The following is a 16,055-nucleotide window of genomic DNA, read 5'->3' on the forward strand; positions in this document are numbered from 1 at the left end:
AGTCAAGACCGGACGAAGCCCTGTTGATCGGGGCAGGACGGGCAGCAAGCATCACCTGATCACCGACGCCAATGGCGTCCCGCTCGCTGCTGCCCTGACCGGCGGCAACCGCAACGACGTTACCCAGCTGATCCCGCTCCTCCAGGCTGTGCCGCCGGTGCGCGGCAAGCAAGGCCGGCCCCGGCGCCACCCGAACGTGGTGCTGGGCGACCGCGGCTACGACTACGACAAGTACCGCCGACTCGTCCGGGACCTCGGCGTGAAACCACTGATAGCCCGCCGCGGCACGGAGCACGGCTCCGGCCTGGGCACCCAACGCTGGGTCGTGGAGCGCACGTTCGCCCACCTCCACTGGTTCCGCCGCCTACGCATCCGCTGGGAAATTCGCGACGACATTCGCGAAGCTCCTGCGGGGTCAACTCGTCATAGGACAGCACCTATGCAGAGTAATGATCTACTCACTCAGACGCACGCCAAGCGGGTGACCGGTTCATTCCGTTAGGAGTTCTGAGCGCAGAGCGCGTCGGCAGTCGGCGGCGTACGATCTGCGCGACGAAATGCGACGGGAGGTGTGGGCGTTGTTAGACGAGGCGATGACGGCTCTGGCGGCGGCGGGTGGAACCGCTGTGGTGCAGGCGGCGGGCACAGAGGCGTGGACCGGTCTCCGGCAGGCGATGGCCAGGTTGTTCGGTCGCGGTGACGACCAGCGAGCGAGCGCTGCACTGGAGCGCCTTGACGGGACGGCCGCTGCTGTGAGCGCGGCCGACGGCGGGAATGCCGAACAGGTGCGGTTCCATCAAGGGGTTCTGTGGCAAGGCCGGTTCGAGGGCCTGATGGAGAGTGTTGACGCGGCGGAGCGCGACTCGGTGGTCGCCGCACTGCGCGCGTTGGTCGCCGAGTACATTCCATCCGGGCGGTCCGGCGGGGGTGAGGTGTCGGGCAACACGTTCAACGGTCCCACCATCATGCAGGTCGGCAACGGTAACCGGCAGGACAACCGCTTCGGGAACGGTGCGTGACCACGAGGCCGGGCGGGGGCGGCTTCTTCGACAACACCTTCAATGGCCATGCCGCCCTGCAGATCGGCGACCACAACCAGCAGACCAACACCTTCCACTTTCACGCCACCCAGCCACCCCCTCCGCAGCCGGCCGCCCCGGAGGTGCCCGGGTGGTGGGTGGTCGATCGCGATGAGGTCGATCAAGTCATCTCCACCGTGTGCTCACCCGCCGGCGGGCCGGTGGGAATCACGACGGCGCTGGAGGGCGCGGGCGGTTTCGGGAAGACGACGCTTGCCCAGATCGTGCGCGCCAGCCCCCGGGTGCGGCAGCACTTCCGGGGAGGCGTGTACTTCTTCGTCGTCGGCCGTGACGTGGACAGCCCGCAAGCCGTCACCGGGCTGGTGCACGATGTCACACTCGCCATCACGGGCAGGGACGTATCCTTCGACAGCCCGGACAGGGCGGGCGAGTACCTTGGTCAGCTCCTGGACCAGCGCCCCGACCAGCCCACCTTGCTGATCTTTGACGACGTTTGGACGCAGGAGCAGCTCGACCCCCTTCTCGCGGGCGGCGACGGCTGTGTGCGACTGGTCACCACGCGCATCCCCGCGATCCTCCCGCCCGGCGCGAAGACAGTGCGGGTCGACGCGATGTCCCAGGACCAGGCTCTGCAGGTGCTGACCTGTGAACTGCCCAGCCTGCCTGAAGAGGTGACCAAGGACCTGGTGCAGGTCACCGGCGGGTGGCCCTTGCTGCTGCGCCTGGCCAACCGGCTGATCAACCGGAGGGTCAGGACGGGAGCCGACGCCGCCTCCGCCGCCGCGGATCTGCTGGGGAGCTTGCGGGAGCGAGGACCGGCCGCGGTGGACAAGCCCACTGCCGTACCCGACCTCGGCGACCCCAAGCAGCGCGCAACGACAGTACGGGCGACTGTCGAAGCCTCGATCGCGGACCTGTGCGCCGACAGCCAGGCGCGGTTCGCCGAACTGGGGATCTTCGCTCATGGCGAGGCCGCGCCCATCCCCGTTGTAGCCACGCTGTGGCGCGCCACAGGAAACCTCGACGAGTGGCAGACGCGGGATCTGTGCGCGGACCTGAACGACCTGTCCCTGCTCACTGTGGATGACGCGGACGGAGGGTACCTGAGCCTGCACGATGTCATCCGCGACTACCTGCGCGCCGAGCTCGGCCCCGATCGCCTCACCGAACACCATGCCGCGCTGGTGGACGCAGTCCAGGCCGGCCTGCCCCCGGCCGCCCCCCTCACCCCGACCGCGCCGCGCCCCCCTGCCGCATGGTGGGAACTGACCGACCCCTACCTGCTCGACCACGCCATCACCCATCTCCTGGCCGCACACCGCACCGCACCGGCCGAAGCCCTCGCCTGCGACCTGCGCTGGATCGAAACCCGCCTGCACCACCGGGGCCCGACCGCACCCTGGACGGACTGCGCCCAGATCCCCACGCCCACGGCCGCACAGCGAGCACGTGAACTCTCCAGCGTTGCGCACCTCCTCGGAGCGACCGAGCCGGCCCATGCACTGACCACGGTCCTGCACAGTCGACTCCAACCGCTCCCCGCTTGGCGCGATCAAGTCGTCGCCCGTGAGAGCCGATGGCCCCACCCCGCTCTCCGTAACCACTGGACACCACCCGACTTGCCTCATCCGGCTCTCCTCCGCACTCTCACCGGCCACACCGGTACGGTGCACTGCACGGCTGTCGCGCCGGACGGCACGTGGCTCGCCACCGCCAGCGAGGACAAGACGGTGCGGATCTGGGACTCGGTCAGCGGGCGGGAGACCGCTTGCCTCACCGGCCATACCGACAAGGTGAGGTGGGTGGCGATCGCACCGGACGGCACATGGCTCGCGAGCGCCGGCGACGACAAGACGGTGCGGATATGGGAGCGGGCCACCGGCCAGGAGATCAGCCGCTTCACCGGTCACTCCAGGCCGGTGCACAATGTGGAGGTAGCGCCAAACGGCTTGTGGCTCGCCAGCGCCTGCGACGACGGCACGGTACGCATCTGGGATCCGGCGACCGGCCGGGAGACCGCCCGTGTCACCGGACACAGCGGCCTGGTCTATCGAGTGGTCATCACCCCCGATTCCACTCGGCTCGTCACAACCAGCGCCGATGGGAGCGTGCAGATCTGGGATCCCGTCACCGGCCAGGTGACCGCCTGCCTCTCCGGCCACAAAGGCCCGGTGAGAGGGCTGGCGGTCGCGCCGGACGGCACGTGGCTCGCCACCGCCGGAGACGACAGGACGGTGCGGGTCTGGGACTTGGCGACCGGTCAGGAGACCGCCTGTCTGACTGGCCACACCTACGTGGGGCTCGGGACTGCGGTAGCGTCGGACGGGACCTGGTTCGCCACCACCGGCGGCAACACACTGAAAATCTGGGATCGGGCCACTGGACAGGAGACCGCCTCCCTCGCCGGCCCCTCCTTCTCGGTGAACTCGGTGGCGATCGCGCCGGACGGCGCCTGGCTCGTCACCACCGGCGGCAATACAGGGCAGATCTGGGACTCGGGCGCCGGTCAGGGCCCCGCGCCCCGCACCGGACACTCCCTTCCGGTGACAACAGTGATGGTCGCACCCAAGGGCACCTGGCTCGCCGGCGTCGGCTACGACGGCAACGTGCGGATCTGGGACTGGGGCGCCGACCGTGAGACCGCGTGCCTCACTGAACCGTGGGTGAAGGTGGGGGCGATCGCACGGGACGGTACCCGGCTCGTCACCATCCGCGGCAACAAGGTGCAGATCTGGGACTCGGCTAATGGCGAGGAGATCAACCGTCTCACCGGGCACGACAGACTGGTGAACGGGGCGGCGATCGCACCCGACGGTACCTGGCTCGCCACCACCGGTACGGACGGGACGGTGCAGATCTGGGACTCGGCCACTGGCGAGGAGATCAACCGTCTCAACGGCCACACCGATCAGGCGTCCGGGGTGACGATCGCGCCGGACGGCACCTGGCTCGCCACCACAGGCATGGACGGGACGGTGCGGATCTGGGACCGGGCCACCGGCCGGGAGACCGCCCGGTTCCCTGGCGCCACCCGCTACCCGGGCCGGGTGACGATCGCGCCGGACGGCACCTGGCTCGCCACCATCAGCGACAGCGGTACAGTGCGGGTCTGGGACCAACCCACCGGCCGGGAGATCGTTCGCGTCACGGGACACGCCGGCTTGGTGGAGGTCGCGGCGGTCGCGCCGGACGGCACGTGGTTCGCCACCACGGGCGGCTACAACGCGACGGTATGGATCTGGGACCGGGGCACTGGCCAGGAGATCGCCCGCCTCATCGGACACACCGGCCGGGTCACCAGGGTGGCGGTCTCACCGGACGGCGCCTGGCTCGCCACCGCCAGCGACGACGGCACGGTGCGGGTCTGGGACCCGAGGTCGGGACGAGCGGTCACCATGATGCGCACTGACGGGATCTTGTACGCCTGCGCCTGGACTCCCGACGGTCTCGGCGTCGTCGTCGGCGGTACACGGGGCGTGTACGTCTACGAGTTCCACTGCGGTCATCCCGACGGGTGATCACGCCTTCGAGGTCTGCGACGCAATGGATCGCGGCCCGCACGCAGGACTCGGGCTGGTCAGGGTCCCTTGGGGAGCATCCGGCGGCAGCCCGTGCAGCACCTCCAGAATGTGACTCTCCCACCAACGGGCCTGGTGGGCGGCCCTATTGGGGAACTCTGCAATCCGGGCAGTCGGCGGAACCCGTCGCCCCTCCTCCCTCATCCGGCACCCCACCAGCCAGGCGCACGACCGTGCGCGGCCCCAGCAGATCGACCGCCATCCCCTCGGGCGGACAATTCCTGCCTCCACAACAGGTGGAACAACACGGGCAGCGCCGCGAGACGGTCGCCAGCCGCATCGGCCCCGGGCACCAGCGGTCCCGGCTGCGAGAAGACCTCCATCAGCCGGGCATCGACCGGAGCCTGTCGGCAGCGGGGGTGACGGTAGCGCGACAGCCACCGCACGTTCGCCAGTAGCACTGCCTCCGGCACTCCCACCCGCGATGCCCCACCCGGCCGCTTTGCGGGCCAGGCGCGTCACTTCGAACGATTCGGCATCGCGCGGCGCGATCCAATCGTCGGGGCGGACGTCGACGACCACGGCCGAGCCATCCGCGCGGCGCACGAAGAAGTCCGGGGCATGCCGGCGCTCCCGCGAACCGTCGTGCCAGTGCGGCCAGAACGGCTGGGAGGCGATTCGCATCGCGGCGGGATCGAACTCCATGAGCGCGAGATGGTCCCGCTCCAGCCACGACTCGAAGCCGACGTGCTGCCCGGTCGTCGTCGACCAGTACCAGCCCGGGAAATGGCGCGAACCCGGCGACCACCGAAACGGCCGTACCGGAACCACATCCTCGAACCTGGCCGTCGCGCAGTCCGGCAGGGGACGCCGACGACGATTGCCTGCAGCGTCCACGCACGACACCTCGACCTACGGCACGGCCTCGGCCGTCCCAGCCGGTACGGCCACACACCACCCCAGCGTGCTCACTCCTCACGACTGGGTTTGCTGTCAGAGAAGCCGAAACGGCTGGGTTCGCTGTCAAACGACTCGACTGGATGACAAGGGACATCGGCGCGCCACGGCTGTCTTCGGCGACGTTCGAGGGATGGCGACACCGGAGACGTCACGTCAACACCCGGACGGCGGACGGAAATGAGCCGTGCGCGAACCGTTGACACGGCGCGCGTCACGTCATTACGGTCGCGCCACCATTTCGAACGCATGACGAAATATCGAACATCAGAGATCGAGGAGCTGTGACGACATGACCCTCAGCAGACGTACGGTGATGGCGGCGGGCACCGCCGCCATGGCAGCGGCGGCGACCGCCGCCGGGAGCGGCCAGGCCGTCGCAGCGAACCGCTACGACGGCGCGGGCGGCGGGGGCGGAGGCCCGGTGAGGGAGCGCTTCGGAACCCTGGCCGACGGCACCCGCGTGGACCGCTGGACCGTGGCCGCGGGGGGCACCCGGCTGCGCGTGCTGTCCTACGGCGGCATCGTCCAGTCCCTCGAAGTCCCCGACCGGCACGGGCGGTACGCGAACGTGTCACTGGGCTTCGAACGGCTCGAGGACTACGTCTCCCACAGCCCGTACTTCGGCGCGATCATCGGCCGCTACGGCAATCGCATCGCGGGCGGCACCTTCACCCTCGACGGCACCGAGCACCACCTGCCCCGCAACGACGGCCCGAACAGCCTGCACGGCGGGGACAAAGGCTTCGACAAGAGGGTGTGGAACGTCGAGCCGTACGCCGAAGGGCCCGACACCGGTCTCACGCTGCGCCACGTCAGCGCGGACGGCGACATGGGGTACCCCGGCACGCTGCGGGTCCGGGTCGACTACGTCCTCACACCGCGCGGCGACTTCCGCATCCAGTACGAGGCCACGACGGACAGGGCCACCGTCGTGAACCTGACCAACCACACGTACTTCAACCTGGCGGGGGAGGGCGATGGCGGCATCCTCGACCACACCCTGAGGATCGCCGCGTCCCGCTACACCCCGGTCGACTCCACCCTCATCCCGACCGGCGAACTCGCCAAGGTGGCCCACACCCCGTTCGACTTCCGCACGGCCAAGCCCATCGGCCGGGACATCCGCGAAGCCCACCCGCAGGTCCTCGCCGGCAACGGCTACGACCACAACTTCGTCCTCGACAAGGGCCTCACCGGCACCCCGCAGCACGCGGTCACCCTGGCGGAACCGGTCACCGGCCGCGTCATGAAGATCGCGACCACGGAGCCGGGCGTCCAGTTCTACAGCGGCAACTTCCTCGACGGCACCCTGGCGGGCACCTCCGGCACGGTCTACCGCCAGAGCGACGGCCTCTGCCTGGAGACACAGCACTTCCCCGACTCACCCAACCACCCGTCCTTCCCGTCGACGGTGCTACGCCCCGGACAGACCTACCGCTCGACGACCGTGCACTCCTTCACCGCCCGCTGACGACGACGGCGACCCCTGGGTGGTGGACGGCAACCGAAGCGGGGGCCTCGACCACCCGGGAGTCGCCGAGCCGGAACGGAACATGGAGGCAGTCCGGCGCGACGGTGACCGAGAGGGCACGGCACCGGGACGCCGTTCGTCCACAACCCTCTGCCTTGCAGGCGTCCGTCAGGTAAGTTCCCTCTGTGCACGACGAGTTGATCTCATGATGCGCGGCTGGCAGGGGAAGGCGGGGGAGCGCCATGGGCGGGAGACTCTACGGTCAGCAGGCCCTGCAGGAGAGCTTCGTCCCCCGGCTGGTGGGGCTGCACCACCAGGACGGGTATCACGTCCCCCTCGCCTACCCCAAGGGCGCGCCCGTGGTGCGGATCGTCGGTGGACGCGGGAGCGGCAAGACCGCCCTGCTGGGCGCCGTCCATGACGCGTACAACGGGCGGGTGCCGCTCGCGCGGGTCGATCTCGGGGCTCCGGGATTCGGCGAGCCCGGTGTCGCCGACGGCGACACCGACGTCCCCAACGCCTCCCGCATCACCCACCTCCTGTATCTGCTCGCCTACAAACTAGGGCTCGACGTACGGCACTTCGGCAGGCCGATGGCCTTCCCGCGGCTGTCGCTCGGCCTCCTCGTCGTCACCGCCTGGCGCCCGCTGAACAGCGACGAGACCGATGTGCGGCCGCCCGACCTGCGCCGGGCGGAGGCCGATCTGCGTACCCTCATCACCGCCGACGACCCCGACGTACGCCGCCGCAAGGAGAGCCTCGGCCGTTGGTTCGACGTCGTCACGAGCAACCTTCCGCAGGTCCTGTCCGCCGTCCCCGGCCTCGACTCCATCGCCGGGATCGTCCTCGACACCGCCCGGGCGCAGCTCGTCAGGAGCGAACCGGACAAGGGCGCGCTCGCCTGGTGGGGCGGCCGGCTGCACCGCTCGCAGGGCTACCAGGGCGACTCGCTGCAGCGGCTCTTCCAGTTCGTCCGAGTCTTCCGCAGGCTCGACGACCGCAGACGCACCGCCGAGGAACATCTCGTCGCCGCGCTCCTCGACGACATCGACGGCAACTACGGCAGACTGCGCCGGCTCGACAAGAAACCCAGACCGCTGCTCCTCCTCGACAACGCCCACGCCGACGTCGGCAGCGCCCTTCTCGACCTGCTCGACGCCGGACACGGTGCACCGGGCAGGGCCCCGACGCGGCCGGCCGTTCTCGCCACCCTGCTCGGGACGGGACACGGGCACCCACCGCTGAGCGAGGTCGGTGGCGACGCCGCGCCGCGGGACCGGCCCCTGGTGCTGAGCATCCCCGCCATCGAACCGGCCGACATCTCGGAGATGCTCAGCCCCGTCGACTACCCCGACCATCTGCCCCGCGTCGTCGCCCGTTACTGCGGTGGCCGTGCGGCGAGCGCCCGCACCCTGGCGGACGCGGCCGTGCGCCGTGTCGAGGAGGCGGGCACGATACGCACCGGGGAACTCCTCGATGGAGCCGCACCCGCGCTCCTCGCCAAATTGCTGCCGGATCCCGTGATGCGCGAGCGCCTGGTGCTGCTGTCCGCCGCGGTCGACGCGGGCACTCGGCGCGCCCTGTGGACCTTCGCCCACCCCGAGGACCACTCCGAGGAACTGGTCGCTGCTCGCGTCCGCGAAGCCGACGACTACCGCGAGCGCTCCTGCCTCGACGGCGACCGGGCCCTCGATCTGCTGCTGCGGCACCGGCTGGCCGCCACCACCCCCCACGAGCGCTGGCGCGACACCCAGCTGCGCCTGCGCTCCCTGTGCGACCCGCGCGGTGACACCTACCTGCACCACACGCTGGCGCTGGGCCGGGTCGAGGAGGTCGTCAGCGTCCTGCACCACCGGTTCACCGTCGTCCCGCCCCACGCGTGGCTGACCACGCTCAACCGGATCTGCGCCGCCCCCCATCCGCGCGAGGGCTACGCACCCCCGGCCGGGGGCCCCACCCTGTCGTGCACGGCCTGCGGCAGCGATGTCCCGGGCCCCCACCACGATGCCGTCGCCTCCCTGGTGCCCCTGCTGTGGCGGCTGTCCGACCCGCTCACCCTCGCCCCGCGCGAGGACGAGCTGACCACCGTCCGCATCGCGCTGGAGACGCTGTACGGCAACAAGCCCGCGCACGCCGCCTACCGCGACGCGTCCGCCGCCTGGCCGGCCTGTCTGCGGGCCGGAACACAGGCACCCGACCTGCCCGTCCTCCCGGAAGGCGCCGCGTCATGACGTCGTTCATCGCAAGACTCCCCGGCGGGCCGATCACCAAGGCGGCCGCGCTGGTCGTCGCCCTGGCCGTGCTCGGCGCCGCCGTGTGGACCGGCATCGTCGTCTTCGGACCGGATCCGGCCTGCGGAAAGGGCATCGAGGAACGCGGCCCCGAAGGCGCCAGGGAATGCACCGGCGTCACCGACGGCAGCTTCGTCTTCGCCCCCAACCTCAAGGAGGTCAGCGCGCGGATCAAGGCGGAGAACGAGCGGATCGAGAACGAACCGCACGTCTCCGTCGCCGTGGTGCTGCCGATGGCACCGGCGCAGGCCTTCGAACAGCGGAAGACGCTGCACCAGGTGCAGGGCGCCTACCTCGCGCAGTACCGGGCCAACCACGAGTCCAACAGCAAGAAGCCGGCGATTCGGCTCCTGCTCGCCAACCCCGGCCGCAGCCACGCCCACTGGCGGCCCGTCGCCGAGCAGCTCGGCACCATGTCCCAGTCCACGAACGACAACCTCCGGGCGGTGATCGGCTTCGACGTCTCCACCGCCACCACCCAGGCCGCCATCGGCCATCTCACCCGGGAGCGCGGGATTCCCGTCGTCGGCGGTCCCATCACCGCCGACGACTCCGGCAACAGTGCCCAGAGGCCCGACGCGTACCCGGGCCTCGCCCGGGTCGTACCCACCACCACCGACCAGGCCAAGGCCCTGTCCCACTTCAACAAGGGCATCGACCCCCGGCACACCCTGGTCGTCGAGGACATCCGCACCGGCGACAACTACGTCGACGCGCTCAAGCGGGCCTTCGCCGAACGGACCGTCGGGTCGCCCCGCGCACCCGAGCAGTACCGCGCGCCCGAGGAGTTCCACGAGGAGGGCACCACCGCCAACGCCTTCGACCAGATGGTCGACACCATCTGCACCTCCGCCGCCAAGGTCATCTACTTCGCCGGACGGCCCGTCCAGCTACGGCAGTTCGTCAACGAACTGGGCAACCGGGGATGCACGGAGAAGAAGTACACCGTCATCACCGGCTCCGGCGCATCCACCCTCTCCTCGGACAAGCTCCTCGACTGGGACGCCTTCCGGAAGGGCGTGACCCTCCAGTACGCCGCCGTCGCCCACCCTGAGGCCTGGACCGGCCCCAAGGCGCCCGCCACCGGCGGTTCCGCCGCCGCCTTCCGCACCCTGGCCGAGCTGGCGACCGGCGAAGAGATCGGGAACATCGGCCCGGTGGAGCTCACCGACTCCCGCACCATCACGTTCTACGACGCCGGCCTCACCGCGATCACCGCCATCCGGATGCGCGACGACGGCGACCCCGTCATCCCCACCCTCAGCCGCATCCGCGACGCCTGGCTGCGGCTGCACGGCATGGGCAAGGTCGACGGGGCCAGCGGCTGGATCTGCCTGGACAACTACGGCAACCCGTACAACAAGGCGGTCTCCGTGGTGGAACTCGCGCCCGACGCACCCGGCCGCATCCGCTTCGTCGGCCTCGCCTGGCCGACCGGCCGGCCCACGCCCGCGGACTGCACCGCGAGCCGCACGGAGGCCGGCGCGTCAGCGAGCCGCTGAACCGTCGCGCAGCGGATGCGTGCGGACGGGCGCGGGGGCGAGGCCGTCAGCCGAGGCCGACCACCGCCTTGTGCGTGGCGGCGAGTGTTCCCGGAGTGATCCGCAGCCGGAGCGCGGAGCCCGTGGCCAGCACCTGGACCGTCGGGTCCTTGGTCACCACCGCCGGGACGGGGCGGTTCCACGTGAGGTCGATCGTCGCCCCGTCGCGCAGCGGCCCGGAGACGCAGACGGTCGCCGTGCTCCCGGTCTCGCGGATCATCACGGAGGCGGGGGCACTGGCCGAGACGTCGCCGACCGTGCCGCCGAGCCAGAAGTTGACGCCGGTGAAGCCCAGCGCGGGGACCCGTACGCCCTGCTGCTCGTTGGCGTTGGCGAGGACGGTGAGCCAGCCCGTGTCGGCGGCGCGGGCGGCCGTCTGCGCCTGGCTCGCGCCCGGCATCAGGACGTAGGAGTACGCGGCCCACGTCGGATCGGTCCCGTGGTCGAACCAGAGGGTGAGGTACCGGCGGGTGACCGGATCGGACACGGCGCCCTTGTTGATGTCCGACCAGGCGCCGGTGCGCGCCTGGCGCAGGGCCTTCAACGAGGTGGCGCCGCCGGGGAAGACGTACCCCGCGTGTCCGGCGAGATGCGCCCACCGAGCGCCGGTGAGGGTGCCGGTCCAGCCGAGGGTGGTGGGCTGGGCCGTGCCGTCGACGGTGAAGGCGTGGACCCCGCTACCCCCGAGGTTGCGGTTCTCCACGACCGATTCCACGCCCGTGCCGTCCCGGCCGTGGATTCCGGCGCCCAGGCAGACGACCGCGTCGTCCAGGAAGAACCACGATTTCTTGGCCAGAAGCGTGGAGGACAGCCCCTTGAGGTACTGCCCGACGGCCGCGTACGTACCGTCGGTCGTCCCGCCGACCCAGCGCACGTCGGGCCGGGCCGCGCCCCAGACGCCACCCTCGCCGTCGGCGAGCGGCTTGCGGGAGGCGGTGGTGCCGGGCAGCCGGTAGGGATCGACCGTCGGCCAGAAGTCGTCGCTGTACTGCCCGTTGGCGAAGTCGCCGCCCCACCAGTAGAGCATTCCCGATCCGCTGTGCCAGGCACGCAGGTTCTCGCCGTTGCCGTTCTCGTAGTACGTGATCCGGTTCGACGCCATGGACAGGCCGGCCGCCCAGCCTGGCCGGCGGTGCACGGCCCGGTCCATGCCGGGGAAGAGACGGTGCCCCGACGGCTCGGGGCTCGCCGTGGCCGTACCGTCGTCGACGGTCTTGAGGCGGGCGAGCGCGGAGACGCCGAGAGCGGGACTGGCGAGCAGCGGGCTGTAGTGGTCGCGGGCGATCCAGCCCTTGACCATGCCGTCCCAGCGGGTCTTCTCCGCGGTCGACGCGCTCTGCGAGAGCAGCGCGACGCAGGCGATGATCGCGTGGCCGCGCAGATGGTCGTTCTGACGGATGCCCCGGGTGTCCGACCTCTGCACTCCCCGGCTGATCGCCCGTCCCGAGACGGCGTCCATGGCCAGGCCGTTGAAGAGGAAGGGCGCGTACGCCTTCTCGACGGAGTCGAACACGACCTGCCGGCCGCTGTCGGTGACCTCCCACGTCGAGCCCTTCAGCAGCGCGAACAGCATCGAGAGACCGCCGAGCATGACGGCGCCGTACGAGCCCGCGTAGGGGACGTAGGTGTGCTGGATGAAACTGCCGTCGGCGTAGAGCCCGTCGCCGGACGTGACGTACGGGAAGACCGGCGAGAGCGCGTCGCGGGCGAGGGCCAGCTTCGCCGCCGACGTGCCGATGACGCCGCGCAGCGCGAGCACACGGCAGAGGTCGACCCGGTTGGCGCCGGTGGAGGTGCCGGTGTAGTTCGCGACCGCGCTGTCCGGCACGAAGTGGTCGACGGCGGCGCAGTGCTCGGTGACGCGGGCCGCGCCGAGGAACTCGTACAGGAGGGCGTCGATGTCGAGCAGCGCCTGCGGGATGCCGATCTGCCAGTTGTACCAATTGCCGTAGCGGGCCTGGCCCGCGTTGTACGCCTGGTCGTGGAGATGGTCGAGACCGGCGAGGATGTCGGCGCGCAGAGCCGCGTCACCGGTGAGGCCCGTGCCGGGCTGGCAGTACGCCTCGGTGAGGGTACGCAGTCGGTTGTAACTGGTGTTGAGGTTGCCGGAGTACGTGTACGACTCGGCGTCGGTGTCCGGCTCGGGATCCGCGTAGGGCAGGTCCGGCCAGAGGGAGCCGTTCGCCGGGGCCATGGAGGAGCGCAGATCGCGGGCGGTGGCGCCGAGCGCGGCGAGTTTCGAGGCGAAGGGCTCGGCGGCCGGGTCGAAGCCCGTGCCGAGGAGCAGGTCCCGCCACTTCAGCCGAAGCGTGTCGTAGGCGTCGGCGGCGTACGCGGGTGTCGCGATGACGGGGATCACGAGTGGTGCGCCGGCGGCGGCGCCCAGGGCCGCGCGCAGCAAGCCGCGTCGGGACAGCAGGGAGGCGGGGACGGAAGAGTGCATGGCAGGGCTGACCTCCTGGGGGGCGAGCGCCTGGGGTGGGCGTTCTGGCGGACAGCATGCCGAGGACAGAAAGCGATTGCTACCCCTGGGAGGGGAGAAGGTGGGGGCCGTCGGCGGCGGACCGGAAGGAGTCGCTCCACGGCCCCTCCCGAAGGGCCCGTCCTGTTCGGCTTGCGCCCTCGGTGGGCCGGCGCCCGGGTGGCAGGTGGGGCGCCGGCCCCGAGGGCTGAGCAGGACTACTCGGTCGTGTTCGACCCGCGGTCCGTGCGCGTGCCGCCGGCGGCGCCGTGGCCGCCGTCCGTCCGGGCGGTGGCGGCAGGCTTCCTCAGGGAGCCGAGGTCGTGCGCGTAGGTGCCCACCGCGTGGGCGATGACGTCGATGTTGATGTCGAAGGCCGCCATGTTGACGTTCTGGATGGTGTCGCCGGCCGCGTGGTAGTTCACGTCGAACGCGAGCCCCGCCGTGCCGCCGAACTTCGCGGCCTCGGCAGGCGACTTGATCGCCTCCGCGCCGCTGAACGTGCCGCCGGAGGGGATGCCGGCGTCGACGAACGGGCCGTAGTCGAAGCGGCCGACGAAGGGCGTGCCAGCGTGCTGAAGGCCCCGCCGGCCGAGGAACCCGGCGATGTCCCGCTCGAGTCGGTCCGACCCCGCCGGGGCGGCCTGGGTGTTGGCGCCGTCCGAGTTGTCGCCGTCGAAGACGAACAGGCCGTAGTTCGGCGAGGCGATCATCTCGAAGTTGAGGTAGAGCTTGATCTCCTGCTTCGCGAGCGGCGTGAGGTTCGCGACGTAGTGATGCGAGCCGATCAGGCCGCTCTCGGCGGCCGACCACCAGGCGAAGCGCACCTTGTTGCGCGGGTTCTTCTCCTTCTCGGCCAGCTTCAGGGCGACGTCGAGCAGCCCGGCGGAGCCGGAGCCGTTGTCGTTGATGCTCGGACCGGTCGGCACCGAGTCCAGGTGCGCGCCGAGCATCACGGTCTCGGCGGCGTCGCCGCCCGGTGTCTCGGCGATGACGTTGTTGGTGGAACGCCTCTCCTGGAGCTGGCGGATCTCGAAGGAGAGGTTCACCGGCCCCTTCGCGAGGTCGGCCGCGAGCCTCTCGCCCTCGGCCTTGCTGATCCCGCCGGTGGGGATCCTGGCGGCGGCCGGGTCGCCGAGGGTGCCGGAGAGCGGGCCGTAGCCGGCGTCGATGTTGTTGTAGATGAGGGCGCCGATCGCGCCCGCGGCGGCGGCCTGCGCCTGCTTGACGGCGAAGCTGCAGCCGCCGCGCTTGATCAGCGCGATCTTGCCGGTGAAGACGCCCGCGGCGTAGTCACCGGGCTCGCAGCCGGTGGTGCCGTCGGCGTCGACCGGGGCGGCGGCCAGATCGGCCCTGACGCCGCCGACCGGCGTCGACCTGGTGTACGTCAAGGCCCTGATCTCGATGTCGTGCGGTGCGGGCGTGACGGCGGAGAGCTTCTCGGCCAGCGTCTCGGTGTAGACGAAGTCGAACCTCTGGTACGAGACGTCGTAGCCGGCCTTCTTCAGCTGCTGGTACACGTAGGCGGCCGAGGCGTCGTGCCCCAGCGAGCCGGCGACGCGGTGACCGCCCGCCGAGTCGGCTATCGCCTGGAACTTCCGCAAGTGCTTGTGGGCGTCCTTCGCGGACGCTTCGCGAACGAGCGCCTTCGCGAGCTTGGCGGCGTCCTTGCCCGGCCCGTCCTTGCGGGCCGAGGCGGGCGGGGCGGAGGCCAGCAGGAGCGGGGTCGCGAGTGCGGCTGCGGCCAGGGTGGCCACGGCTCTGCGAGGGGATGCGTGCACAGAGGTCCTTCCCGGTGCGAACAAGTTATGGGGAAGCTAGCGATCTCGGGGGGGTTCTGTGAACAGATTCGCCACAACTCGCCTGTCATGGCGCCACGTTGGTACCGTCCGCACGAGGAACGCCCGGCCTCCAGTGCCGCCCGCCCGACGGTCGGGTGATCAGGGCGCCGGCGCAACGCGACATCGCCGAGTGCGGTGACGGTCACCACGCTTGTGGCGGCGCTTTCGAGTTCGGGATGTTCGCCCACGCTTTGCATGTCCAGCCGGGCAATCCGCTTCAGATGTCCGGCATAGGCGGGGAGCAGCCGTGGAATGTCGCGGGGGCCGAGCGATTCGCAGGCGATGACGACCTGGCCGAGCGTCTGCCACGCCGGGTTGTCGGGGCTCGCCCGCCGGCCCCACTCCTTGATCATGGTGGCCACCTCGGCCTGAGCCCATTCTCTCTCCCGATCGGGTGACGCGGAACCGGGTGAGGCCAAGGCGCACTGAATGATGCGCAGCAGTTCGTTCGCCGGTGGCCGGGCCTATTCCACATGCCGTATGACCGTGCGCACTCCCGAGTGCGGAAGCCCCTGATATCCGGAAGTTCCTTTACCAGTGCAACCCTGCGCACATGCGACTCGTCATTACATAATCAACCGGCTTTCAGGCGCATATTGGCGAGGGTGTGCTTCATGAAGGGCTGAGCGATTCGAAGTCGCGGCGACCCTGGGTGGCGTGAATACGGCGACACAAGGCATCGCGGTCGTTCCTCTGCGGGAGATGGCTCGAAGGGGAAGTCGCTGTGCCCCATGGGTGCGGGCTTCTCCGCAGGACGTTCCGGCGCCGGCGGCCGGCGGCGCGCTCGCGACATGCGACGGCGCCGAAAGGGCTGTTGACGCTCGTACCGGAACGACGGACGGGTGGAGATCTGTGTGGAGGGGTGAACACCGCTACCGCGCTGCGGTGTTGGTCGGGCGTCGGCCTGCCGCTCGACCGTGGTCGGCGATCTT

General features: G+C 70.5%; 8 protein-coding genes and 1 pseudogene. 6 read left to right on the forward strand and 3 right to left on the reverse strand.

The window, feature by feature from the left end; genetic code table 11:
• Window positions 1–4 precede the first annotated feature (4 nt).
• From ABZY12_RS03520 to ABZY12_RS03530, 3 genes and pseudogenes are all read left to right on the forward strand, one after another.
• Window positions 5–502: pseudogene (locus ABZY12_RS03520) on the forward strand (IS5 family transposase); the annotation flags it as partial.
• A gap of 76 nt (window positions 503–578) precedes the next feature.
• A complete protein-coding gene (locus tag ABZY12_RS03525; RefSeq protein WP_356886654.1) occupies window positions 579–1,019 on the forward strand; it encodes a hypothetical protein in 441 nt (146 codons plus the stop codon).
• The gene (locus ABZY12_RS03530; RefSeq protein ID WP_356886656.1) at window positions 1,016–4,558 is read left to right on the forward strand and encodes an NB-ARC domain-containing protein; all 3,543 of its coding nucleotides are present in this window, start codon (window positions 1,016–1,018) and stop codon (window positions 4,556–4,558) included. The genes ABZY12_RS03525 and ABZY12_RS03530 overlap by 4 nt, the downstream gene beginning before the upstream one ends.
• Here the strand turns inward: ABZY12_RS03530 and ABZY12_RS03535 are convergent, their stop codons facing one another.
• Window positions 4,559–5,464 (reverse strand): TnsA-like heteromeric transposase endonuclease subunit, encoded by a 906-nt coding sequence (locus ABZY12_RS03535; protein ID WP_356886658.1) that lies wholly within the window; start codon window positions 5,462–5,464, stop codon window positions 4,559–4,561.
• A gap of 343 nt (window positions 5,465–5,807) precedes the next feature.
• Between ABZY12_RS03535 and ABZY12_RS03540 the strand changes: the two genes are divergently transcribed.
• From ABZY12_RS03540 to ABZY12_RS03550, 3 genes are all read left to right on the forward strand, one after another.
• Entirely contained in the window at window positions 5,808–6,989 is a 1,182-nt protein-coding gene (locus ABZY12_RS03540; protein WP_356886660.1) for an aldose epimerase family protein, read from the forward strand.
• Window positions 6,990–7,231: 242 nt separating this feature from the next.
• On the forward strand, window positions 7,232–9,220 hold the full coding sequence (locus tag ABZY12_RS03545) for a hypothetical protein (protein ID WP_356886662.1): 1,989 nt from the start codon (window positions 7,232–7,234) through the stop codon (window positions 9,218–9,220).
• On the forward strand, window positions 9,217–10,782 hold the full coding sequence (locus tag ABZY12_RS03550) for a hypothetical protein (RefSeq protein WP_356886664.1): 1,566 nt from the start codon (window positions 9,217–9,219) through the stop codon (window positions 10,780–10,782). Before ABZY12_RS03545 ends, ABZY12_RS03550 begins: the two co-directional genes overlap by 4 nt.
• 46 nt (window positions 10,783–10,828) lie before the next feature.
• On the opposite strand, the gene ABZY12_RS03555 is transcribed toward ABZY12_RS03550, so the two are convergent.
• Window positions 10,829–13,264: a polysaccharide lyase 8 family protein gene (locus ABZY12_RS03555; RefSeq protein ID WP_356886666.1), complete on the reverse strand. Its 2,436-nt coding sequence runs from the start codon at window positions 13,262–13,264 to the stop codon at window positions 10,829–10,831.
• Between the two features lie 236 nt (window positions 13,265–13,500).
• Window positions 13,501–15,063 carry a M28 family peptidase gene (locus ABZY12_RS03560; protein WP_356886668.1) on the reverse strand — a complete coding sequence of 521 codons (1,563 nt, stop codon included), beginning with the start codon at window positions 15,061–15,063 and terminating at the stop codon, window positions 13,501–13,503.
• Window positions 15,064–16,055: the final 992 nt, after the last annotated feature.

This window comes from Streptomyces sp. NPDC006551 (assembly GCF_040611675.1).
GTDB lineage: Bacteria > Actinomycetota > Actinomycetes > Streptomycetales > Streptomycetaceae > Streptomyces.

What these genes read in the sequence shown, in the direction of transcription:
- ABZY12_RS03540 (WP_356886660.1), top strand. Translation starts at nt 5,808, where the DNA reads ATGACCCTCAGCAGACGTACGGTGATGGCGGCGGGCACCGCCGCCATG.
- ABZY12_RS03545 (WP_356886662.1), top strand. Translation starts at nt 7,232, where the DNA reads ATGGGCGGGAGACTCTACGGTCAGCAGGCCCTGCAGGAGAGCTTCGTC.
- ABZY12_RS03550 (WP_356886664.1), top strand. Translation starts at nt 9,217, where the DNA reads ATGACGTCGTTCATCGCAAGACTCCCCGGCGGGCCGATCACCAAGGCG.
- ABZY12_RS03555 (WP_356886666.1), bottom strand. Translation starts at nt 13,264, where the DNA reads ATGCACTCTTCCGTCCCCGCCTCCCTGCTGTCCCGACGCGGCTTGCTG.